At 60.3% G+C, this 21,149-nt stretch carries 21 protein-coding genes and 1 pseudogene; 10 read left to right on the top strand and 12 right to left on the bottom strand.

Annotated elements, in window-relative coordinates:
* Positions 1-3: 3 nt before the first annotated feature.
* Together hutI and hutG are read left to right on the top strand one after the other, a co-directional pair.
* On the top strand, positions 4-1,209 hold the full coding sequence (gene hutI / locus ACYZUA_RS00650) for an imidazolonepropionase (RefSeq protein WP_461961689.1): 1,206 nt from the start codon (positions 4-6) through the stop codon (positions 1,207-1,209).
* 10 nt (positions 1,210-1,219) lie between these two features.
* Positions 1,220-2,023 (top strand): N-formylglutamate deformylase, encoded by an 804-nt coding sequence (gene hutG, locus ACYZUA_RS00645; RefSeq protein WP_461961688.1) that lies wholly within the window; start codon positions 1,220-1,222, stop codon positions 2,021-2,023.
* 202 nt (positions 2,024-2,225) lie between these two features.
* Here the strand turns inward: hutG and ACYZUA_RS00640 are convergent, their stop codons facing one another.
* A complete protein-coding gene (locus ACYZUA_RS00640; protein ID WP_461961687.1) occupies positions 2,226-2,621 on the bottom strand; it encodes a DUF6124 family protein in 396 nt (131 codons plus the stop codon).
* A 516-nt stretch (positions 2,622-3,137) separates the two neighbouring features.
* Here ACYZUA_RS00640 and pip point away from each other — a divergent pair.
* From pip to ACYZUA_RS00605, 7 genes are all read left to right on the top strand, one after another.
* Positions 3,138-4,109 (top strand): prolyl aminopeptidase, encoded by a 972-nt coding sequence (gene pip, locus ACYZUA_RS00635; RefSeq protein WP_461961686.1) that lies wholly within the window; start codon positions 3,138-3,140, stop codon positions 4,107-4,109.
* Entirely contained in the window at positions 4,106-4,543 is a 438-nt protein-coding gene (dtd, locus tag ACYZUA_RS00630) for a D-aminoacyl-tRNA deacylase (RefSeq protein ID WP_461961685.1), read from the top strand. The genes pip and dtd overlap by 4 nt, the downstream gene beginning before the upstream one ends.
* 321 nt (positions 4,544-4,864) lie before the next feature.
* A complete protein-coding gene (locus ACYZUA_RS00625; RefSeq protein WP_461961684.1) occupies positions 4,865-6,700 on the top strand; it encodes a glucan biosynthesis protein in 1,836 nt (611 codons plus the stop codon).
* Complete coding sequence (gene mdoH, locus ACYZUA_RS00620) at positions 6,693-9,263, top strand: glucans biosynthesis glucosyltransferase MdoH (RefSeq protein WP_461961683.1); 2,571 nt, start codon at positions 6,693-6,695, stop codon at positions 9,261-9,263. The genes ACYZUA_RS00625 and mdoH overlap by 8 nt, the downstream gene beginning before the upstream one ends.
* A gap of 420 nt (positions 9,264-9,683) precedes the next feature.
* Positions 9,684-10,481: a transporter substrate-binding domain-containing protein gene (locus ACYZUA_RS00615; protein ID WP_461961682.1), complete on the top strand. Its 798-nt coding sequence runs from the start codon at positions 9,684-9,686 to the stop codon at positions 10,479-10,481.
* A 147-nt stretch (positions 10,482-10,628) separates the two neighbouring features.
* Positions 10,629-11,588 carry an amino acid ABC transporter permease gene (locus tag ACYZUA_RS00610; protein WP_461961681.1) on the top strand — a complete coding sequence of 320 codons (960 nt, stop codon included), beginning with the start codon at positions 10,629-10,631 and terminating at the stop codon, positions 11,586-11,588.
* Entirely contained in the window at positions 11,581-12,315 is a 735-nt protein-coding gene (locus tag ACYZUA_RS00605) for an amino acid ABC transporter ATP-binding protein (protein ID WP_461961680.1), read from the top strand. Before ACYZUA_RS00610 ends, ACYZUA_RS00605 begins: the two co-directional genes overlap by 8 nt.
* Positions 12,316-12,469: 154 nt before the next feature.
* Here the strand turns inward: ACYZUA_RS00605 and ACYZUA_RS00600 are convergent, their stop codons facing one another.
* The 11 genes and pseudogenes from ACYZUA_RS00600 to ubiE form a co-directional block, all read right to left on the bottom strand.
* The gene (locus tag ACYZUA_RS00600; RefSeq protein WP_461964162.1) at positions 12,470-13,174 is read right to left on the bottom strand and encodes a methyl-accepting chemotaxis protein; all 705 of its coding nucleotides are present in this window, start codon (positions 13,172-13,174) and stop codon (positions 12,470-12,472) included.
* A gap of 201 nt (positions 13,175-13,375) precedes the next feature.
* Positions 13,376-14,257 (bottom strand): annotated as a pseudogene (locus ACYZUA_RS00595) (methyl-accepting chemotaxis protein); the annotation flags it as partial.
* Positions 14,258-14,593: 336 nt separating this feature from the next.
* The gene (locus tag ACYZUA_RS00590) at positions 14,594-15,301 is read right to left on the bottom strand and encodes a 16S rRNA (uracil(1498)-N(3))-methyltransferase (RefSeq protein WP_461961679.1); all 708 of its coding nucleotides are present in this window, start codon (positions 15,299-15,301) and stop codon (positions 14,594-14,596) included.
* Positions 15,298-16,092, bottom strand: coding sequence for a twin-arginine translocase subunit TatC (gene tatC / locus ACYZUA_RS00585; RefSeq protein ID WP_095127518.1), 795 nt, complete (start codon positions 16,090-16,092; stop codon positions 15,298-15,300). Before tatC ends, ACYZUA_RS00590 begins: the two co-directional genes overlap by 4 nt.
* Positions 16,089-16,550, bottom strand: coding sequence for a Sec-independent protein translocase protein TatB (gene tatB / locus ACYZUA_RS00580; RefSeq protein WP_461961678.1), 462 nt, complete (start codon positions 16,548-16,550; stop codon positions 16,089-16,091). Before tatB ends, tatC begins: the two co-directional genes overlap by 4 nt.
* Positions 16,551-16,560: 10 nt before the next feature.
* Positions 16,561-16,833 (bottom strand): twin-arginine translocase TatA/TatE family subunit, encoded by a 273-nt coding sequence (locus ACYZUA_RS00575; RefSeq protein ID WP_461961677.1) that lies wholly within the window; start codon positions 16,831-16,833, stop codon positions 16,561-16,563.
* A 25-nt stretch (positions 16,834-16,858) separates the two neighbouring features.
* A complete protein-coding gene (locus ACYZUA_RS00570) occupies positions 16,859-17,191 on the bottom strand; it encodes a phosphoribosyl-ATP diphosphatase (RefSeq protein ID WP_461961676.1) in 333 nt (110 codons plus the stop codon).
* Positions 17,184-17,585, bottom strand: a complete 402-nt coding sequence (hisI, locus tag ACYZUA_RS00565) for a phosphoribosyl-AMP cyclohydrolase (RefSeq protein WP_008149521.1) — start codon at positions 17,583-17,585, stop codon at positions 17,184-17,186. Before hisI ends, ACYZUA_RS00570 begins: the two co-directional genes overlap by 8 nt.
* 79 nt (positions 17,586-17,664) lie before the next feature.
* Complete coding sequence (gene ubiB / locus ACYZUA_RS00560; RefSeq protein ID WP_461961675.1) at positions 17,665-19,269, bottom strand: ubiquinone biosynthesis regulatory protein kinase UbiB; 1,605 nt, start codon at positions 19,267-19,269, stop codon at positions 17,665-17,667.
* Positions 19,266-19,889 (bottom strand): ubiquinone biosynthesis accessory factor UbiJ, encoded by a 624-nt coding sequence (locus ACYZUA_RS00555; RefSeq protein ID WP_461961674.1) that lies wholly within the window; start codon positions 19,887-19,889, stop codon positions 19,266-19,268. Before ACYZUA_RS00555 ends, ubiB begins: the two co-directional genes overlap by 4 nt.
* On the bottom strand, positions 19,889-20,659 hold the full coding sequence (gene ubiE, locus ACYZUA_RS00550; protein ID WP_007948968.1) for a bifunctional demethylmenaquinone methyltransferase/2-methoxy-6-polyprenyl-1,4-benzoquinol methylase UbiE: 771 nt from the start codon (positions 20,657-20,659) through the stop codon (positions 19,889-19,891). Before ubiE ends, ACYZUA_RS00555 begins: the two co-directional genes overlap by 1 nt.
* Before the next feature lie 155 nt (positions 20,660-20,814).
* On the opposite strand from ubiE, the gene ACYZUA_RS00545 reads away from it, so the two are divergent.
* Positions 20,815-21,090, top strand: coding sequence for a polyhydroxyalkanoic acid system family protein (locus tag ACYZUA_RS00545; RefSeq protein ID WP_461961673.1), 276 nt, complete (start codon positions 20,815-20,817; stop codon positions 21,088-21,090).
* The last annotated feature ends 59 nt before the right edge of the window (positions 21,091-21,149 follow it).

Here is a 21,149-nt window from a genome sequence, read left to right as displayed (position 1 = left end):
CGGATGAAAACTCTCTGGCAACACTGCCACGTCGCAACCATGGCGCAAGGCGTCTACTCGATCATCGAGGATGCGGCCATCGTGACGTCAGGAGCGCACATTGAGTGGATCGGTCCACGCGCTGAACTGCCGTCGGGCGAGTACCCGGCAGTCAATGATCTTAAAGGGGCCTGGGTGACGCCGGGCCTGATCGACTGCCACACCCACACGGTGTTCGGCGGTAACCGCAGCGGTGAATTCGAGCAGCGTCTGCAAGGCGTCAGCTATGCAGAAATCGCAGCGGCCGGTGGTGGCATCGCCAGCACCGTGCGCGCCACTCGCGCGGCCACTGAAGACGAGCTGTTCGCCAGCGCCGCCAAGCGTCTGAAAAGTCTGATGCGCGACGGCGTGACCACGGTCGAAATGAAATCCGGCTACGGCCTCGATTTGGCCAGCGAACGCAAGATCCTGCGGGTCATCCGCCGTCTCGGCGCCGAGCTCCCGGTCAGCGTGCGCAGCACTTGCCTGGCCGCTCACGCCTTGCCGCCGGAATACGCGGACCGTGCCGACGACTACATCGATCACATCTGCGCCGAGATGCTCCCGGCCCTGGCCGCCGAAGGGTTGGTGGATGCGGTGGACGCGTTCTGTGAGTACCTAGCGTTTTCGCCGGCGCAAGTCGAGCGGGTGTTCATCGCCGCGCAGAAACTCGGCTTGCCGGTGAAGCTGCACGCCGAACAGTTGTCGTCGCTGCACGGTTCGACTCTGGCGGCGCGTTACCACGCACTGTCGGCCGATCACCTGGAATTCATGACCGAAGACGACGCCATCGCCATGGCGGAATCTGGCACCGTCGCGGTGTTGCTGCCTGGCGCCTTTTACTTCCTGCGGGAAACCCAGTTGCCGCCGATGGACGCCCTGCGCAAACACGGCGTGAAAATCGCCATCGCCAGCGACCTCAATCCAGGCACCTCACCGGCATTGTCGTTACGTTTGATGCTGAACATGGCGTGCACCTGTTTCCGCATGACCCCGGAAGAAGCCTTGGCGGGTGCAACGATTTATGCCGCCACCGCGCTGGGCATGGCTGAAACCCACGGTTCGCTGGAAGTCGGCAAGTGTGCAGATTTCGTCGCCTGGCAAATCGATCGTCCGGCCGACCTGTCGTACTGGCTGGGCGGTGACCTGGAAAAACGCGTCGTGCGTCACGGCGTTGAAGTGAGCATTTAGGAGAACAGTTGTGGATAAGGTTCTGAACTTCAAACAAGGTCGCGTGCCGCTGCTGATCAGCATGCCCCACGCCGGCCTGCGCCTGACCCCGGCGGTCGAAGCCGGGTTGATCCCCGACGCGAAAAGCCTGCCCGACACTGACTGGCATATCCCGCAGCTTTACGAATTTGCTGCCGAGCTGGGCGCCGGCACCTTGGCCGCCGAGTACTCGCGTTTTGTCATCGACCTGAATCGACCGTCTGACGACAAGCCTTTGTATGCCGGCGCGACCACCGGTCTGTACCCGGCGACGCTGTTCGACGGCATTCCGTTGTTCCACGAAGGGCATGAGCCCTCGGCCGCAGAACGCGCGACCTACCTGGAGCAGATCTGGAAGCCATATCACAGCACGTTGCAGAACGAGCTGGCGCGACTGAAAGCCGAGTTCGGCTACGCGCTGCTGTTCGATGCGCACTCGATCCGCTCGATCATCCCGCACCTGTTCGACGGCAAACTGCCGGACTTCAACCTCGGCACCTTCAACGGCGCCAGTTGCGATCCACAGTTGGCCACTCAGCTGGAAGCCATCTGCGCGCGCCACGGCGATTACAGCCATGTGCTGAACGGTCGCTTCAAGGGCGGCCACATCACCCGGCATTACGGCAATCCGGCCGAGAACATCCATGCCGTGCAACTGGAGTTGGGCCAGTGCACGTACATGGAAGAGTTCGAGCCATTCCGCTATCGCCCGGACCTGGCGGCGCCGACGCAGGTGGTGCTCAAGGAATTGCTGCAAGGGCTGCTGGCCTGGGGCGAGAAGCACTACAGCGCATAACCCCGTGCGAGCGAGCCTTTGTGGCGAGGGAGCTTGCTCCCGCTCGGCTGCGCAGCAGTCGCAAAGTCTGCAAACCGGTCCGTCTGACTCAAAATCAAGGCCAGCAACACTGTTGCGTTCAAGCCAGCCGCATAGCGGGTGAGCGGAATAAAAAATGGGCACGCCAACGAGGTTGGGTGCCCATTTTTTTATGCCTGACGAATCAGCTGACTCGATTTTGTTGCTTGGCGAAAATCGCCGCCATCGCGGGTTCATCCAGATGATCCAGCATTCGCTCCACCAACAAATGCACGCCGTCGGCCATGCGGCTGAGCGCCAGGGCTACGGAGCGGCGGGAACCGTCCACATCGTCGGCGAGGCCGGCGGCGATGGCGCTGATGGACAGCAAATCTTCCGAGGCATTGGCGAGCAGGGTTTCAGGGTGGATGCCCGGGCAGACGCTGAAGAGCTGGCCGTTGCGTTTTGGTGGTTTGGGGTCGGCTGGCGGGAAGTGATGGTCGAGGGCACGCTCGGCGGCTTCGTTGAGTTTGTTTGAATCGGGGCGTTCGTATGGGGAGACCGGATCGGTGTCCGGCGGATTTGGAGTTACCTTGAACATTGGCTCTATCCTCAAATGAGTGAGGCTGCAACCAGCTCGCTACTAAACGATAGGGAGGCAGCTGTGCACAGGTTAGTAGACCGATGAGCCAAGAAATCGGCGCGCCGAAGCGCCCTGCGCACAACCGCCATCAAGTGCAGGTATGGGATACCTGTTTGATAGAGGCATTGTGCGTCTTGACATCGACGAGCTACTAAACCCGATCACTGATGGGCAGTGACAGGAACCAAGTTACCGACCGCCCCCAAGGCGCACAAGCCGGCAGATTCTGGCGTAGCCGTAGGCAACGACGCAAGGTGTTGTAGCTTGCAGGAAGTAACCTTGAGGCGTTTTAAACAAGCGCTGTCCAGCGGTGTTTAACTACCGAAATGTTGGCAAGAACGAGTCTGAAAAAATCGGCTGAAAAACTCTGACTCTGCAAGGCATGCTCATTGGCGTAATTCGGGTTTATGATGCCGGACGGCAGAATAATAGAAGTCCCCCCAGGGATGACCTCGACCCCTTACGGAGCGCGCAATGCAGACTTTGTACCCGCAGATCAAACCCCACGCCCGGCACGATCTGGCCGTCGATGAAACCCACACGCTGTATGTCGACGAAAGCGGTTCGCCGGAAGGTTTGCCGGTTGTATTCATCCACGGCGGCCCCGGCGCCGGGTGTGATGCCCAAAGCCGTCGGTATTTCGATCCAAACCTGTATCGTATTGTGACCTTCGACCAGCGCGGTTGTGGTCGTTCCACGCCCCACGCCAGCCTGGAAAACAACACCACCTGGGATCTGGTCGCCGACCTTGAGCGGATTCGTCAGCACCTTGGCATCGATAAGTGGGTGTTGTTCGGCGGTTCGTGGGGTTCGACCCTGGCATTGGCCTACGCGCAAACCCATCCAGAGCGTGTACACGGTCTGATTCTTCGCGGGATTTTTCTTTGCCGCCCGCAGGAAATCGAGTGGTTCTACCAGTGTGGCGCCAGTCGTCTGTTCCCCGATTACTGGCAGGACTACATCGCGCCGATCCCGCTGGACGAGCGCGAAGACTTGCTCTCGGCTTTCCACAAACGCCTGGTCGGCAACGATCAGATTGCCCAGATGCACGCGGCCAAGGCCTGGTCCACCTGGGAAGGCCGGACTGCTACCCTGCGCCCGAACCCGCTGGTGGTCGATCGTTTCTCCGAGCCACAGCGCGCGTTGTCCATCGCCCGCATCGAATGTCACTACTTCACCAACAATGCGTTCCTTGAGCCCAACCAACTGATCCGCGACATGGGCAAAATCGCCCATTTGCCTGGCGTGATCGTCCACGGTCGCTACGACGTTATCTGCCCGCTTGATAACGCCTGGGAACTGCATCAGAACTGGCCGAACAGTGAATTGCAGGTGATCCGTGACGCCGGTCATGCCGCCTCCGAACCTGGCATTACTGACGCACTGGTTCGCGCCGCCAATCAGATGGCCCATCGTCTGCTCGACCTGGCCCCTTCAGAAGCATGAAGGGCCTGCTGCAACGCGTGCGTGGCGCGCGAGTCGAGGTAGCGGGGGAGGTGGTTGGCGCCGTTGATCAGGGATTGCTGGTGCTGGTGGCGGTTGAGCCTGAGGATACTCGGGCCAGCGCCGACAAACTTCTGCAGAAGCTGCTTAACTATCGTGTGTTCAGTGACGCCGAGGGCAAGATGAATCTGTCTCTGGCGGATGTAGGCGGTGGGTTGCTGCTGGTCTCACAGTTCACCTTGGCCGCCGATACCAAGAGCGGGTTGCGCCCGAGTTTTTCGACCGCTGCCCCTCCGGCCTTGGGCGAGGAGCTTTTCGACTATCTATTAGGCAAAGCGAAACAGATGCATGGCACTGTGGCATCAGGTAGATTCGGCGCGGATATGCAGGTGCACCTGGTCAACGACGGCCCGGTAACCTTCCTGTTACAGACCTGAAAGCGCTTGAAACATGTTTTTAAGGGCTTTTCGACTGAAAACAGGCGTTTTTCGCGATAAATACTTTGTTACCCCTGATGCGTTGTAACGCGGCCTACTAGATAATCGCGCGCTACGGGGATCAGCGTTCGTTGGTCCATTTTGACTTAGGTAGAGACTTGTCCTGGACCTCTTGGGGAATCATTTAGCCCCACAGGAGTCGGAACAATGCTCGCCAACTTGGCAAGAGTGGTCTGTAGGGTCGGTTTTTTCATGCCGCACACCTCTCAGGCACTTTAACTGGCCGTTGGTTTTTTGATCTGTTTTCGGCGAGGGTTGCTCGTGATTGTTAGTCCCTGTAATGCAAAATTGTCTGCCAAACGGTTACGAAGCGCTCTGGTAGCGGGCTCTGCACTGCTCTGCCTGCTCAGCGCCGGTCAGCTTTGGGCATTCAATCTGGATGATGTATCGGTCAAGGCAAAAGAGCTGGCCGGGCAGAAGTACGAGGCTCCGCGCAGTAACCTGCCGAACGAGTTCCGCGAGATGAAATTCGCGGACTATCAAAAAATTCGCTTCCTGACCGAAAAAGCCGAGTGGGCCGATCAGAAGACCCCGTTCAAGCTGTCGTTCTATCACCAGGGTATGCATTTCGATACGCCGGTGAAAATCAACGAAATCACAGCCAATACCGTCGAAGAGATCAAATACGACCCGAGTCGTTTCGATTTCGGCGACGTGAAGTTCGATCCTAAAGCCACTGAACAACTGGGTTATGCCGGTTTCCGTGTGCTGTACCCGGTCAACAAGGCTGACAAGCAAGACGAAATCATGACCATGCTCGGCGCGAGTTACTTCCGCGTTGTCGGCAAGGGTCACACCTATGGCTTGTCCGCTCGCGGCATGGCCATCGATACCGCGTTGCCGTCCGGCGAAGAATTCCCGCGTTTCACCGAATTCTGGATTCAACAGCCGAAACCGGGTGACAAGCACCTGGTGATCTTCGCCCTGCTGGATTCGCCACGCGCTACCGGTGCCTATCGCCTGACCCTGCGTCCGGGCAGCGACACCGTTGTCGACGTCAAGGCCAGGATGTTCCTGCGTGACAAGGTCACCAAGCTTGGCGTTGCGCCGCTGACCAGCATGTTCCTGTTCGGCGCCAATCAGCCGTCGAAAGTGCTGAACTACCGTCGCGAACTGCATGACTCCAGCGGTCTGTCGATCCATGCCGGTAACGGCGAGTGGATCTGGCGCCCACTGAACAATCCGAAACATTTGTCGGTGAGCAACTTCGCGATCGAGAACCCGCGCGGTTTCGGCCTGCTGCAACGTGGCCGCGACTTCAGCCACTACGAAGACCTCGACGACCGCTACGACAAGCGCCCAAGTGCCTGGATCGAACCAAAAGGCGATTGGGGCAAGGGTTCCGTCGATCTGGTAGAGATTCCGACTGCCGACGAAACCAACGACAATATCGTTGCGTTCTGGAGTCCGGAAAAACTGCCTGAGCCTGGCCAGCCGCTGGACGTCGCTTATCGCATGCACTGGACCATCGACGAAGCTTCGCTTCACGCACCGGACAGCGCCTGGGTTCAACAGACCCTGCGCTCCACGGGTGACGTGAAACAGTCCAACCTGATCCGTCAGCCGGACGGCAGCGTCGCTTATCTGGTGGACTTCGAAGGCCCGTCCCTTGCGGTATTGCCGGAAGATACGGAGATTCGTAGCCAGGTCAGCGTTGGCGAGAATGCCGAGCTGGTCGAGAACAGCGTACGTTACAACCCTGAAACCAAGGGCTGGCGCCTGACGCTGCGGATGAAAATCAAGGATCCGGGCAAGCCAACCGAGATGCGTGCTGCACTGGTCAAGAACATCGTGACTGCTGACCTGGCCAAAACATCGTTGCCAGCATCCAATTCTTCCGTCGCCAAGGCTGACAAGATTGCCGCTCGGCAGCAGGAGAAGCTGGACAAGGAAGCCAAGGAAGCCAAACAAGCTGAGGCCAAGCAGGTTGAAGCCACGCCGGCCGAAGCCAAGCCAGCCGCAGATTCCAAGGACACGGACAACAAAGACGCCACGCAGCCAGTCGCTGCCGAAGCGGTCCCAGCCACACCGGAATCGGTACCGACTGAAGAAGTCCTGACCGAGACCTGGAGCTACCAGTTGCCTGCCGATGAGTAATTCCCAAGTACAGCCAGAGACTCTTGCCGAGTATCTGGCGCATCTGCCGATGACCGACCAGCAGCGCGCGGAACTCGCGGGCTGCCAGTCTTTCAGCGAATTGCACGAACGCCTGTCGTCCTCGACGTTCGACGCGCCGACCGAGGCTGCTCAAGCTTCAGTCGGTCGTCGCCTGACCCTGAACACCGCCGAAGAACTGGCCGACGCTGAAATGCTGGTGCTCGACGCCAGCGGCCGGGTTTGCCTGCGGGCAACCCCGCCGATTCGTCGAACTAAAGTCGTGCCGGAGCCGTGGCGCACCAACATTCTGGTGCGCGGCTGGCGTCGTCTGACCGGTCGCACCAATCCGCCGGCCCCGCCGAAGGATGAAAATGTGTTGCCGGCGGCTCGCTGGCGCACTGTCGGTTCGATCCGTCGCTACATTCTGCTGATACTGATGCTCGGCCAGACCATCGTTGCCGGCTGGTACATGAAAGGCATCATGCCGTACCAGGGCTGGTCGTTCGTCGACCTCGAAGAAGTCCTGCACCAGCCGTTCCTGCAAACCGTCACGCAAGTACTGCCGTATGCGCTGCAAACCAGCATCCTGATTCTGTTCGGGATTCTGTTCTGCTGGGTGTCGGCCGGTTTCTGGACAGCGCTGATGGGCTTCCTCGAGTTGCTCACAGGCCATGACAAATACCGCATTTCCGGTAAAAGCGCCGGCAACGAGCCGATCCCCAAGGACGCACGCACCGCTCTGGTGATGCCGATCTGCAACGAAGACGTGCCGCGAGTGTTTGCCGGTCTGCGGGCGACCTTCGAGTCGGTCGCGGCCACGGGTAACCTGGATCGCTTCGACTTCTTTGTCCTCAGCGACAGTAACGACGCCGATATCTGCGTCGCTGAACAACAAGCCTGGCTGGACGTCTGCCGTGAAGCCAAGGGCTTCGGCAAGATCTTCTATCGCCGCCGTCGTCGTCGCGTCAAGCGTAAAAGCGGCAACCTCGACGACTTCTGCCGTCGTTGGGGCGGTGATTACAAGTACATGGTCGTGCTCGACGCGGACTCCGTGATGAGCGGTGATTGCCTGAGCAGTCTGGTGCGCTTGATGGAAGCCACCCCGGACGCCGGGATCATCCAGACCGCGCCGCGCGCGTCTGGCATGGACACGCTGTATGCACGCATGCAGCAGTTCGCCACCCGCGTATACGGTCCGCTGTTTACCGCCGGTCTGCACTTCTGGCAGTTGGGTGAATCCCACTACTGGGGCCACAACGCGATCATCCGCATGAAGCCGTTCATCGAGCACTGCGCCCTGGCGCCGTTGCCCGGTAAAGGCGCATTCGCTGGTGCAATTCTGTCCCACGACTTCGTTGAAGCGGCGCTGATGCGCCGTGCCGGCTGGGGCGTGTGGATTGCCTATGACTTGCCGGGCAGCTACGAAGAATTGCCGCCGAACCTGCTGGACGAACTCAAGCGTGACCGTCGCTGGTGTCATGGCAACCTGATGAACTTCCGGTTGTTCCTGGTAAAAGGCATGCACCCGGTGCACCGTGCGGTGTTCCTGACGGGCGTGATGTCTTACCTGTCGGCGCCGTTGTGGTTCTTCTTCCTCGTGCTGTCGACGGCGCTGCTGGCGGTCAACACGCTGATGGAGCCGCAGTACTTCCTTGAGCCACGCCAGCTCTATCCGTTGTGGCCACAATGGCACCCGGACAAGGCAATCGCGCTGTTCTCGACCACCGTCGTGCTGCTGTTCCTGCCGAAGTTGTTGAGCATCATCCTGATCTGGGCCAAGGGCGCGAAAGAGTTCGGTGGCAAGTTCAAGGTGACGATGTCGATGCTGCTGGAGATGCTGTTCTCCATGCTGCTGGCGCCGGTGCGGATGATTTTCCACACCCGCTTCGTGCTCGCCGCGTTCCTCGGCTGGGCCGCGACCTGGAACTCGCCGCAACGTGACGACGACTCCACGCCATGGAGCGAAGCGGTCAAGCGCCACGGCCCGCAAACCTTGCTGGGCTTCTTCTGGGCCCTGTTGGTGATCTGGCTGAACCCGAGTTTCCTCTGGTGGCTGGTGCCGATCGTCGGTTCGTTGATGCTGTCGATTCCGGTGTCGGTGATCTCCAGTCGAGTTGGCCTGGGCCTCAAGTCCCGTGACGAAAGCCTGTTCCTGATCCCTGAGGAATACAATCCGCCACAGGCGTTGGTGGCAACCGACCAGTACACCCACGAAAACCGTTGGCATGCGCTGAACGACGGCTTCACCCGGGCAGTGGTCGACCCACAGCAGAACGCCCTGGCGTGCTCGCTGGCGACTTCACGCCACCGTGAGGCCGAGCCGATCGAATGGCTGCGGATCGAACGGGTGCGTCATGCGTTGAAAGTCGGCCCTGAGGGTCTGAGCAACGATGAGCGCGTGCAACTGCTCAGTGATCCGGTGGCATTGGGTCGTCTGCATGAGCAGATCTGGAACGAAGCTCACCCCGAGTGGCTGGAGGCGTGGCGTAAATCGGTGAAGGCCGATCCCCATGCGCCGCTGTTGCCGCTCAAACCGCTGAGTGTGCAGCCTCAGTTGGCCTGACAAAAAACCCCGCTAAATTAGCGGGGTTTTTCGTTTGTGGTGGGGCGTGAATCTGGATCAACCTTCAGATCCACCCCTCACCCTAGCCCTCTCCCGAAGGAGAGGGGACTGACCGAGGTGTCTTGAGCTATACATCGACCTGAAATATCGAGTCGAACTCGGGTTTCGAATCCAACGCAGATCGGCTCCCTTTCACCCTCTCCCCTGTGGGGCGGTCCGACGTTTCGGGAGGGCTGGGGTGAGGGGTGGCTCTTGAATTCCACACAAATCCCAACCAAACCCTTGTGCAAACGAACGAGTGCGTTAGCATCCGTCCCCGAATTGGTGCGCCCGGACAATTTTCTGTTCGTATCTGTCGGTTTTCCAAGGGAAACCCGCAGTTTGCGCGCCTCACAACGCGATGGTTTTGGGGACTTGATGATGAAGAAGTATCTCTCGATGCTGCTGGTCGGCGTCACGGCATTGGTTGCAGTCAACACGGCGCACGCCGGTGCCATCGATGACGCGGTCAAGCGCGGCACGCTGAAAGTCGGTATGGACCCGACCTACATGCCGTTCGAAATGACCAACAAGCGCGGCGAGATCATCGGCTTCGAAGTCGACCTCCTCAAAGCCATGACCAAAGCCATGGGCGTCAAGCTGGAGATGGTTTCCACCGGCTACGACGGCATCATCCCGGCCCTGCTTACCGACAAGTTCGACATGATCGGCAGCGGCATGACCCTGACCCAGGAACGCAACCTGCGCCTGAACTTCAGCGATCCGTTCATCGTGGTAGGCCAGACCTTGCTGATCCGCAAGGAACTGGAAGGCACCATCAAGTCCTATAAAGACCTGAACACCGCCGACTACCGGATCACTTCCAAGCTCGGCACCACCGGCGAGATGGTGGCCAAAAAGCTCATCTCCAAAGCCAGCTACCACGGCTACGACAACGAGCAGGAAGCCGTGCTCGACGTGGTCAACGGCAAGGCCGATGCCTTCATCTACGACGCGCCTTACAACGTCGTGGCGGTGAACAAGGTCGGTGCCGGCAAATTGGTGTTCCTCGACAAGCCGTTCACCTACGAGCCACTGGCCTTCGGTCTGAAGAAGGGTGACTACGACAGCCTCAACTTCATCAACAACTTCCTGCGTCAGATCCACGAAGACGGCACCTACGATCGCATCCATGACAAGTGGTTCAAAGACACCGCTTGGCAGAAGGATATGGAATAACACTCGATCAGATAGACCGCGTCGCCCCCATCGCCAGCAGGCTGGCTCCCACAGGGGATTTGTGTACGCCACAGATCCAGTGTGGGAGCCAGCCTGCTGGCGATGACGGCCTTCCTGGCGACACAACTTTCGGATTTTGCTAAACCCATGAAACAGAAAAAAGCCCAATGGCCGTGGCACGTGTTAACCGTGCTGCTGCTGATCGGCCTGGCCGGCGCGTTGTATTACGCCACCTCGCTGATGTCCTACGAATGGCGCTGGAACCGCGTGCCGCAATACTTCGCCTACCACGCCGAAGAATCCCAGCGTGCCGCCGATATCTCCACCGTCAGCGAACTGGTGCGCAAAGGCGACAAGGCTGAAGTCACTCTGCGCAATGATGCCGGTGCAGAGCAGCACCTGACCGTCGACGACAACAGCCTGCAAGTCGCCCAAGGTGATGACGTGGCCGAAGGCGACGTGATCGGCGTGACCCGCCACTGGGCCGCCGGACCGCTGATGTGGGGACTCTGGACCACCTTGTGGTTGTCCGTGGTTTCAGGTGTGCTCGGTCTGCTCATCGGCCTCGCCACGGGCCTGTGCCGACTGTCGAGCAACCCGACCCTGCGCGATCTCTCGACGATCTACGTCGAACTGGTCCGCGGTACGCCGCTGCTGGTGCAGATATTCATCTTCTACTTCTTCATCGGCACCGTGATGAACCTCTCCCGGGAGTTCGCCGGGATCGCCGCGCTGTCGCTGTTCACCGGCGCTTATGTGGCGGAAATCATCCGTTCCGGCGTGCAATCCATCGCCCGTGGCCAGAACGAAGCCGCGCGCTCCCTGGGCCTGAGCGCTGGTCAGTCGATGCGCCACGTGGTGCTGCCGCAAGCGTTCAAACGGGTGCTGCCACCGCTGGCCGGTCAGTTCATCAGTCTGGTCAAGGACACCTCGCTGGTGTCGGTGATTGCGATTACCGAGCTGCTCAAAAGCGGTCGCGAAGTCATCACCACCTCGTTCTCGCCGTTCGAAATCCTGTTCTGCGTGGCCGGCCTGTACCTGTTGATCAACCTGCCGCTGTCGAAAATCGCCAGCCGGCTTGAGCGGAGGCTCGCGCAAAGTGATTGAAGTCCGCGATCTGGTAAAAGTTTTCGACGCCCGCGGCCACGTGGTTCGCGCGGTGGATAACGTTTCGACGCACGTGGCCAAGGGCGAAGTGGTGGTGGTGATCGGCCCGTCCGGTTCCGGCAAGTCGACCTTCCTGCGTTGCCTCAACGGCCTGGAAGAGTTTGATTCTGGCTCGGTGAGCATCGACGGCCTACAACTGGCCGACCCGAAAACCGATGTGAATGCCTATCGCCGTGAAGTCGGCATGGTGTTCCAGCACTTCAACCTGTTCCCGCACATGACTGTGCTGGAAAACCTCTGCCTGGCCCAGAAAGTCGTGCGCAAGCGCGGCAAGAAAGAGCGCGAGGCCAAGGCCTTGGCGTTGCTGGAAAAGGTCGGTATTGCGCAGAAGGCCAACGAGTTTCCGTCGCGCCTGTCCGGCGGTCAGCAACAGCGCGTGGCCATCGCCCGGGCACTGGCGATGGAACCGAAGGTCATGCTGTTCGATGAGCCGACCTCGGCGCTCGACCCGGAAATGGTCGGCGAAGTGCTGGACGTGATGAAAACCCTGGCGGTGGAAGGCATGACCATGGTCTGCGTCACCCACGAAATGGGCTTCGCTCGGGAAGTGGCGGATCGGGTGCTGTTCTTCGATCACGGTAAATTGCTGGAAGACGCTTCACCGGCCGAATTCTTCGATGCGCCGAAGGATCCGCGGGCGCAGGCCTTCTTGCGGCAGGTCCTCTAACCTCAGCGCCTGATAAACCGCCATCGCGGGCAAGCCTTGCTCCTACAGGTCTTGTGTTATGCCAAATCTCGCGGCAAACACCAACCTGTAGGAGCAAGGCTTGCCCGCGATGGCATCACCTCGGTCCTCAATGAACCGAGGTACAACCATCACCTCAAACCTTGAAACGCCCCACCAGCATCTGCAGATGCGTCCCCAACCGTGCCAGCTCAACGCTGGAGGCCGCGGTTTCTTCACTGGCCGCCGAGGTCTGTTCGGACACGTCGCGCACGTTCAGCACGCTACGGTTGATCTCTTCGGCCACCGCGCTCTGTTGTTCGGCAGCGGCGGCGATCTGCTGGTTCATCGACTGAATCGCCGAGACGGTGCGGGTAATGCTTTCCAGCGAGCCACCGGCGCGGCGGGTCAGTTCGACGCTGCTGTCGGTCAGGCTGCGGCTGTTGTCCATGATGGTTGCCACTTGCTGGGTGCCGGTTTGCAGGCCGACGATCAGCTCTTCAATTTCTTCGGTGGACTTCTGGGTACGCTGGGCCAGGCTGCGGACTTCGTCGGCGACCACCGCAAAACCACGTCCGGCCTCACCGGCACGGGCGGCCTCAATCGCCGCGTTGAGCGCCAGCAGGTTGGTTTGCTGGGCCACGGATTTGATCACGTCGAGCACGCTGCCGATCTTGTCGCTTTCACGTTTGAGATGACCCATGGCTTCGGTGGAGCTGCCGACTTCCTTGGCCAGGCGCTCGATCTGGGCGATGGCTTCGCCGACCACTTTGTCACCTTCGCGGGCCTGCTGGTCGGCGGCGACGGCAGCTTCGGACGCTTCTTCGGCGTTACGCGCGACTTCCTGCACGGTGGCAGTCATTTCGTTCATGGCGGTGGCCACCTGGTCGGTCTCGACCTTCTGGCTGTTGACCCCGGCGCTGGTCTGCTCAGTGACTGCCGACAACTCTTCGGCGGCGCTGGCGATTTGCGTGACGCCGTCACTGATGCCGCCAATCAACTCGCGCAGGCCCAAGGTCATGCTTTGCATGGCGCGCTGTAGCTGACCGAGTTCATCCTGGCGCTCAGAGATAAGGTTTTGGGTCAGGTCGCCGGCAGCGACGCGCTCCGCCACTTTGAGGGTCTGGCTCAGGGGAATCACGATCTGGCGAGTGATCGCCCACGCGGCAAGCATGCCGAAGGCGAGCGCCAGGACGGTGGCCAGTAACAGCAGGTTTTTGGCGTGCGCGGCATCGGTGTCACGGACAATGGTTTGCGACACGGTGAGTTTTTTGCTGACGTCGAGCAGGATATCGCCTTGTACGGCCATGCGTTGGAGAGCCGCGGCGCTGGCAACCTGAGAGTCGCGGAACTGGCTGACGGCGGCGCGATAGGCCTTGAGCGAGTCAGTGGCCTGCTGCAGGTTGGCGATGTGCTGTTCCGGCAGTCTGGAGGGCAGGCTTTCGAGGTTTTTCAACGCGTTGTCGATGGCGTCCAGCGCCGGTTGCTGGGCTTCGGTTTTGCCGCTGTAGGTATAACCGCGCACCTGGAAGCGCGCTTGCTGGATCAGTTTGCTCAGGTCGATCACGCTGTTGAAATCAGCGACGCTGTCACCTTGCAGCATGGATTTTTCGACTTCGGCGACACGGGCCACGGCGTTGTCGGCGGTGGCGCCGAGTTTGCCGCGGGCGTCTTCGCGGGTGGCACCGGCCTGGGTCATGGCGGTGAAGGCTTGTTTGTACTCGCTGACGGCGGCCAGTTGCTGGTCGATCATGGCCACGTCGGCGGGTTGTTCGATCAACGTGCGCGCGGTTTTCAGGCCGGTATCGAGTTGGCCGAGCAGGTCGTTGACCGCAGCGGGGCCTTGTTCGCCACGACGCATTTCGTAATCCAGACGGGCCAGGCGCAGGTCTTTGGTCAGGTCATTGAGGCTGGCAATAAACCCCAGCTTATCGCCGCGACTCATCACACCGCTCAGGCCGGTCCAGCCGGTGAAGGTGATCAACAAGGTAAGCAGCAGCACCAGACCGAAGCCGACACCCAGTTTGCGATTGACGCTGACGTTCCCCAGTTTCTCGGCTAGCCATCGGTACATGCTGCAACTCCCTCGAACCATTTGTTGGTTTTATGGGGACTGTATCGGCTGGCAGCCGGAGTTCTGTAGGCGTACACGTTGGTCGCGACGACGAATTTTCCTGTGGGAGCGAGCCTGCTCGCGATGGCGGTGGGTCAGCCAACACCTGGGTTAACTGGCAGTCCACCATCGCGAGCAGGCTCGCTCCCACAGGGATAGTGTCTGGTTTTAGAAAAGGCGGGCGAGCAGTGCAGTGACGGCGGTTTCGACCCGCAGGATGCGGTCGCCGAGTTGCACCGGTTGCAGGCCGGATTTGCCCAGCAGGTCGATTTCGTAAGGAATCCAGCCACCTTCGGGGCCGATGGCCAGGGTTACCGGTTCGTCCAGGCCACGAGGGCAGGGCGGGTAGTTGCCGGGGTGGCCGACGAGGCCAAGGGTGCCTTCGGTAATGGCTGGCAAACGATCCTCGACGAACGGCTTGAAGCGCTTCTCGATGACGATCTCCGGCAGCACGCTGTCCCGGGCCTGTTCAAGGCCAAGGATCAGTTGCTCGCGAATCGCCTCGGGCTCCAGGAACGGCGTTTGCCAGAAGCTCTTCTCGACGCGATAGCTGTTCACCAGAATAATTCGCGGCACACCCATGGCCGCCACGGTCTGAAACACTCTACGCAGCATTTTCGGCCGTGGCAGGGCCAACACCAGGGTCAGCGGCAGCTTGGCTGGTGGTGGCTGATCAAGGGTGACACGCAATTCGGCTTCATCGGCGTCCAGGCGCAGCAGTTCGGCCGAGCCCATCAGCCCGCCGATGCGCCCGACCCGCAGGCTGTCGCCGACAACCGAGCGGTGGACTTCCTGCATGTGCGTCAATCGGCGATCACGCAGGATCGCCCGGTCGGCCGCAATGAAGTCGGCCTCCTCGAGAAGCAGCAGGTTCAAGGTTGAGTCGCTGGCGGCTGGTCGTTGTGATCGTCGGCCGGCTGGTCGTCCGGGTGCTCGCCGCGCTTGCTGATCAGGCCACCGAACAGGATGCCGATTTCAAACAGCAGCCACATCGGTACCGCCAATAGCGTCTGCGAAAAAATGTCCGGAGGCGTCAGGATCATGCCGACCACGAAGCAGCCGATGATCACGTACGGGCGGATTTTCCTCAGGTAAGCGACGTTGACCACGCCGATCCACACCAGCAGCACCACGGCCACCGGAATCTCGAACGCTACACCGAAGGCGAAGAACAGCGTCATGACGAAATCGAGGTAGCTGCTGATGTCGGTCATCATTTCCACGCCGGCCGGGGTGGCGGCGGCGAAGAACTTGAAGATCAGCGGGAACACCAGGTAATAGGCGAACGCCATACCGGTATAGAACAGCATGATGCTGGACACCAGCAGCGGCACCGCAATGCGCTTCTCATGCTTGTACAGGCCTGGCGCGATAAAGCCCCAGATCTGATGCAGGATCACCGGGATCGCCAGGAACAGCGACACCATCATGGTCAGCTTCAGTGGCGTCAGGAACGGCGACGACACGTCGGTGGCGATCATCGTCGCGCCCACTGGCAGGTATTGACGCAGCGGCGTGGAGACGAAGGTGTAGATCTGCTGGGTGAAGGCAAACAACCCGGCGAAGATGATGAAGATCGCCGCTACACACCGCAGCAGGCGGGTACGCAACTCGGTGAGGTGCGAAACCAGCGGCATGTGCTGGTCGTTTTCGGGGAGATCGCTCATGGGGCTCGCGGCGGCAATGTTGGGTCATGAGGGGCCGGCGTTGTGGGCGCGGCGGCAGGAGCAACAGGTTCTACGGGCGCGACAACCGGCGCCGGTTCAACAGTTTTCACTGTTTCCGTCGGTGCAGCGGCAGGTGCAGCTTCTGCAATCGGAGCATGAATCGTCTGCTCAGCCACAGGACCAACCGGCTGAACCGGCGTAGCCTCCTGCTGAGTCGGCGTGAAAATCTTCCGCGCCTCCTGCTCAAGCGACAGAATGTGCTCGTTGTGCAACTGCCGACGAATCTCGTCGGCGCCGATTTCACGTTCAACTTCCTGTTTGATCGCGTTGAAGCTGCGCTTCAGACGGCCGACCCACAGGCCGGCGGTGCGCGCAGCACCCGGCAGACGCTCGGGGCCCAGCACCAGCAGGGCCACGAGGCCGACGAGCAGCAGTTCAGAGAAGCTGATACCAAACATTAGTCAGTGCTCACACGTCTTTGCGGATCGGCTCTTCGACTTTTTGCGCCTGCACGTCGATGGTGTGCGGCTGGTTCACCGAGGCCTGTGGCTGAACCGGTGGTACCGGTTGGGCCGGGGTCACCGTCGGATCGGCCGGTTTCTCGTCGTCGTTCATGGCTTTTTTGAAGCCCTTGATCGACTCACCGACGTCAGTGCCGAGGTTTTTCAGTTTTTTGGTGCCGAACACCAGCACGACAACAACCAGGATGACGATCCAGTGTTTCCAGTCAAAAATGCCCATGTCGCTGCTCCTCTCTAATAGTTGTTCAGGCGGACGGACGCGAGGCTTTCTCGGCGTGTCCGGACAGACCGAAACGACGGTCCAGTTCATCGAGTACAGCCTGTGGATGCTGCCCCAGTTGGGCGAGCATGACCATGCTGTGGAACCACAAATCGGCGGTTTCGTAGATCACATCGCTACAGTCACCGCTGATGGCGGCATCCTTGGCGGCGATGATGGTTTCGACCGACTCTTCGCCGACTTTCTCCAGAATCTTGTTCAAGCCCTTGTGGTACAGGCTGGCGACATACGAGCTGTCGGCGGCGGCGCCTTTGCGCTCTTCCAGCACTTCGGCCAGACGGGTCAGAGTGTCATTCATGGCTGTGTCCTGCGGAATAGATCGCGTGCGGGTCCTTCAGAACCGGGTCGACGGTTTTCCAGTCGCCGTTCTCGAAGACGCGGTAGAAGCAGCTCTGACGGCCGGTATGGCAAGCGATGTCGCCGATCTGCTCGACCATCAGGATGATCACGTCGGCGTCACAGTCCAGGCGCATCTCATGCAGGGTTTGCACATGGCCGGACTCTTCGCCCTTGCGCCACAGCTTGCCACGGGAACGTGACCAGTAAATGGCGCGGTTCTCGGCAGCGGTCAGCTCCAGCGCTTCACGGTTCATCCAGGCCATCATCAGGACGCGCCCGGTCTTGTGATCCTGGGCAATCGCCGGCACCAGGCCATCGGCGTCCCACTTGATCTCGTCCAGCCAGTTTTTCATCTTCGACTCCGACAGCGGGCCCGACACTTCATTAGCCGGGCAGGCGTTGAAACAGTGTGCCAGCGTGCGGGGGCGCTGGCTATCGGCGAACGACCAGATACAAACCGACGGCCACCATGATCCCGGCCGGCCAATGACCCAGTTCGTTCAGCGGCCCACCGACAGCGAGTAGGGTGCCGCCGGCCAGGTGCGCACAGCCGAGCAGTCGCAGCAGCCAATCGTCCTTGCGGCGGTGCCACGGTGGCGGCGGGTCGTAAGCGTGAGGTTGGGACATGCGCTCGAGCAGGTCGCGGGCCATGTTGGCCAGGTGCGGCAGCTGTTCGAACTGGCTTTGCACGTTGCCAATCAAGGCTTTGGGGCTGACGCGTTCACGCATCCAGCGTTCGAGGAACGGCTGGGCGGTGTTCCACAAATCGAGGTCCGGGTATAACTGACGGCCCAGGCCTTCGATGTTCAGCAGGGTTTTTTGCAGCAGCACGAGCTGCGGCTGCACTTCCATGTTGAAGCGCCGGGCGGTCTGGAACAGGCGCATCAGCACCTGACCGAAGGAAATATCTTTTAACGGTTTTTCGAAGATCGGCTCGCACACGGTGCGAATCGCCGCCTCGAACTCGTTGAGTTTGGTTTCCGCCGGCACCCAGCCTGAATCGATGTGCAACTGCGCGACACGACGGTAATCACGCTTGAAGAACGCGAACAGGTTGCGCGCCAGGTAGTCCTGGTCTTCCGGGGTCAGGCTGCCGACGATGCCGCAGTCGATCGCAATGTACTGCGGGCTCCACGGGTTCACGGTGCTGACGAAGATGTTGCCGGGGTGCATGTCGGCGTGGAAGAAGCTGTCGCGGAACACCTGGGTGAAGAAGATCTCCACACCGCGCTCAGCGAGCATTTTCATGTCGGTGCGCTGGTCGGCGAGGGTCGCGAGGTCAGTGACCTGAATGCCGTAGATGCGCTCCATCACCAGCACTTTCGGCCGGCACCAGTCCCAATAGACTTGCGGCACGTAGAGCAGCTCCGAACCGTCGAAGTTACGCCGCAACTGGCTGGCGTTGGCCGCCTCACGCAGCAGGTCGAGTTCGTCGTAGATAGTTTTTTCGTAGTCCTGGACCACGTCCACCGGGTGCAGCAGACGCGCGTCGGCCGAGAGTTTTTCGGCGGCGCGAGCGAGGATGAACAGCCACGCCAGATCCTGCGCGATGATCGGTTTCAGTCCCGGGCGGATGACCTTGACCACCACTTCTTCACCGGTTTTCAGCTGCGCGGCATGCACCTGCGCCACCGAGGCCGAGGCCAGCGGCTCGACGTCGAAGCGGCTGAAGACTTCACTGATCTTTTTGCCGAGCTGTGCTTCGATCAGATTGACCGACACTTGCGAGTCGAACGGCGGCACGCGGTCCTGCAGCTTCATCAGTTCATCGGCGATGTCTTCCGGCAGCAAGTCGCGGCGGGTGGACAGGATTTGCCCGAACTTGATGAAAATCGGTCCCAGGTCCTGCAACGCCAGACGCAATCGCGCGCCACGGCTCAGGTCCAGCGTCTTGCGCGGGAACCAGCGCCACGGCAAGGCGTAGCGCAGCGCCAGCAGAAACCACGGCAGTGGCAGGGCGAACAGCAGGTCATCGAGGCGGTAGCGAATCACAACGCGCTGGATGCGCAACAGACGGCGGACGGCAAGCAGCTTCATGCGTTATCGCTTGGGTCAAGGAATCGGGAAAGGCGCTCGAAACGCGCCTCAAGACGTTCCAGATCGAGTTTGATCTGGTCCAGTTCACTGAAACGGGCTTCGGCTTCGCGTTGACCGACGAGGGTGCGCGATTCTTCGGCCAGGTATTCGCCAAGATTCTGGTTCAGGCTGGCGAACCCTTGCTGATACCAGCGTGCGCGACTGCGCAGGTGACCGCCGACCAGCTGCGTGGCGACCGGTCCCAGCCAGCGCGAGAGTTCGTACTCCCAGTCCAGCTCAAGGTCCTGAAGGATCGCCGCCAGTTCCAGCAGCACGCCGCTGTCGCCGTCGAGTTCGACTTCAGGAGCATGCAGGACCGAAGTCTTGTCCTTGCTCATGGCCAGTTTCAGCAGGCTGGAGGCCGGTGCGCGCAAGGTACAGTCGGCACCGGTTTCCCAGTGGGAAGCCAGCATCAAGCCTTCGTCGCTGGGCAGGATGAACACTTGCAGCGCCGGGCTGCGGCAATCGACGGCAATCACCTTGCCACTCAAATGCGCCAGCCGCGGCAACGCCGTGCTGTCGAGACGCAGCACCCGGTTCAGACCGAGTTCAACGCTGGCGAGCAGGCCGGCCAGCAACATCAGGGTTTGATGCCACGGTGCAGGGCGACGATGCCTGCGGTCATGTTGTGGTAGGTCACACGGTCGAAACCGGCCTCGACCATCATCGACTTCAGGGTTTCCTGATTCGGGTGCATGCGGATCGATTCGGCCAAGTAGCGATAGCTTTCCGAGTCGTTGGTGATCAGCTTGCCCATCAGCGGCATGAAGGCGAACGAGTAGGCGTCGTAAGCTTTGGACATCAGCGCGTTGGTCGGCTTGGAGAACTCCAGCACCAGCAAACGGCCGCCCGGTTTCAGCACGCGCAGCATCGAGCGCAGGGCGTCTTCTTTATGGGTAACGTTGCGCAGGCCGAAAGCGATGGTCACGCAGTCGAAATGGTTGTCCGGGAACGGCAGCTTTTCAGCGTCAGCCTGGACGAATTCGACGTTGCCGGCCACACCCAGATCCAGCAGGCGGTCACGACCGACCTTGAGCATGGATTCGTTGATGTCGGCCAACACGACCTGGCCGGTCGGGCCAACGAGGTGCGAGAACTTTTTGGTCAGATCGCCCGTGCCGCCGGCGATGTCCAGCACGCGGTTACCGGTGCGAACGCCCGACAGCTCGATCGCGAAACGCTTCCACAGACGGTGCATGCCGCCCGACAGGAGGTCGTTCATCAAATCGTACTTGGCGGCTACCGAGTGGAAAACTTCAGCGACTTTTTCCGCTTTCTGGCTTTCCGGAACGTTTTTGAAGCCGAAGTGAGTGGTGGGTTCGGCATCGCTGCCTTTGCGCTGATCAGTCATATCGCTGTCACCAAAAGAGAATGCGGGACATTCTAATCCCGGTGGCCTGCTTTGTCTTGGCAAGGCTGCAGGTAAGATAGGCAATCGCCGGGACGTTTTGCCGCAGTAGCGGTCAAGATGCTTCAGGAAAGTATTCATAAAGCAGGAGTCATTCGATGGCCCGTATTAGTGTTGAGCGTTCCCACGGCCTGGGTAAGGAAGCGGCCCGCGAGAAGGCCGACCAGTTGGCGCAGAAACTGTCCGAGCAATATGGCCTGGAGCCGCAATGGTCTGGCGACACCCTGAACCTTAAGCGTTCCGGTGTGAAAGGCGCGGTGTATGTGGGCGAGGATTCGATCCGCGTCGATGTGGAGTTGGGCCTGATGATGTCGGCCATGAGCGGCATGATCAAATCTGAAATCGAGAAGGCCCTCGATAAAGCCCTCACATAACTCACGCTTTTCCGCAGGAGCAAAGCTTGCTCGCGATGGCATCACCACGGACTAACTGA

It is taken from the genome of Pseudomonas sp. LS2P72, from assembly GCF_054897865.1.
This window is presented reverse-complemented; position numbering and strand designations above follow the sequence as displayed.

Excerpts from the sequence above, each read along its gene's own strand:
- ACYZUA_RS00600 (WP_461964162.1), bottom strand. The coding sequence starts at position 13,174 with ATGACTGCCACCGTGCAGGAAGTCGCGCGTAACGCCGAAGAAGCGTCC.
- ACYZUA_RS00545 (WP_461961673.1), top strand. The coding sequence starts at position 20,815 with ATGGCCCGTATTAGTGTTGAGCGTTCCCACGGCCTGGGTAAGGAAGCG.
- ubiE (WP_007948968.1), bottom strand. The coding sequence starts at position 20,659 with ATGACTGATCAGCGCAAAGGCAGCGATGCCGAACCCACCACTCACTTC.
- pip (WP_461961686.1), top strand. The coding sequence starts at position 3,138 with ATGCAGACTTTGTACCCGCAGATCAAACCCCACGCCCGGCACGATCTG.
- ACYZUA_RS00555 (WP_461961674.1), bottom strand. The coding sequence starts at position 19,889 with ATGTTGCTGGCCGGCCTGCTCGCCAGCGTTGAACTCGGTCTGAACCGG.
- ACYZUA_RS00610 (WP_461961681.1), top strand. The coding sequence starts at position 10,629 with ATGAAACAGAAAAAAGCCCAATGGCCGTGGCACGTGTTAACCGTGCTG.
- ACYZUA_RS00615 (WP_461961682.1), top strand. The coding sequence starts at position 9,684 with ATGAAGAAGTATCTCTCGATGCTGCTGGTCGGCGTCACGGCATTGGTT.
- dtd (WP_461961685.1), top strand. The coding sequence starts at position 4,106 with ATGAAGGGCCTGCTGCAACGCGTGCGTGGCGCGCGAGTCGAGGTAGCG.
- ACYZUA_RS00575 (WP_461961677.1), bottom strand. The coding sequence starts at position 16,833 with ATGGGCATTTTTGACTGGAAACACTGGATCGTCATCCTGGTTGTTGTC.
- ubiB (WP_461961675.1), bottom strand. The coding sequence starts at position 19,269 with ATGAAGCTGCTTGCCGTCCGCCGTCTGTTGCGCATCCAGCGCGTTGTG.
- hisI (WP_008149521.1), bottom strand. The coding sequence starts at position 17,585 with ATGAAAAACTGGCTGGACGAGATCAAGTGGGACGCCGATGGCCTGGTG.
- tatC (WP_095127518.1), bottom strand. The coding sequence starts at position 16,092 with ATGAGCGATCTCCCCGAAAACGACCAGCACATGCCGCTGGTTTCGCAC.
- ACYZUA_RS00640 (WP_461961687.1), bottom strand. The coding sequence starts at position 2,621 with ATGTTCAAGGTAACTCCAAATCCGCCGGACACCGATCCGGTCTCCCCA.
- ACYZUA_RS00570 (WP_461961676.1), bottom strand. The coding sequence starts at position 17,191 with ATGAATGACACTCTGACCCGTCTGGCCGAAGTGCTGGAAGAGCGCAAA.
- hutI (WP_461961689.1), top strand. The coding sequence starts at position 4 with ATGAAAACTCTCTGGCAACACTGCCACGTCGCAACCATGGCGCAAGGC.
- mdoH (WP_461961683.1), top strand. The coding sequence starts at position 6,693 with ATGAGTAATTCCCAAGTACAGCCAGAGACTCTTGCCGAGTATCTGGCG.
- tatB (WP_461961678.1), bottom strand. The coding sequence starts at position 16,550 with ATGTTTGGTATCAGCTTCTCTGAACTGCTGCTCGTCGGCCTCGTGGCC.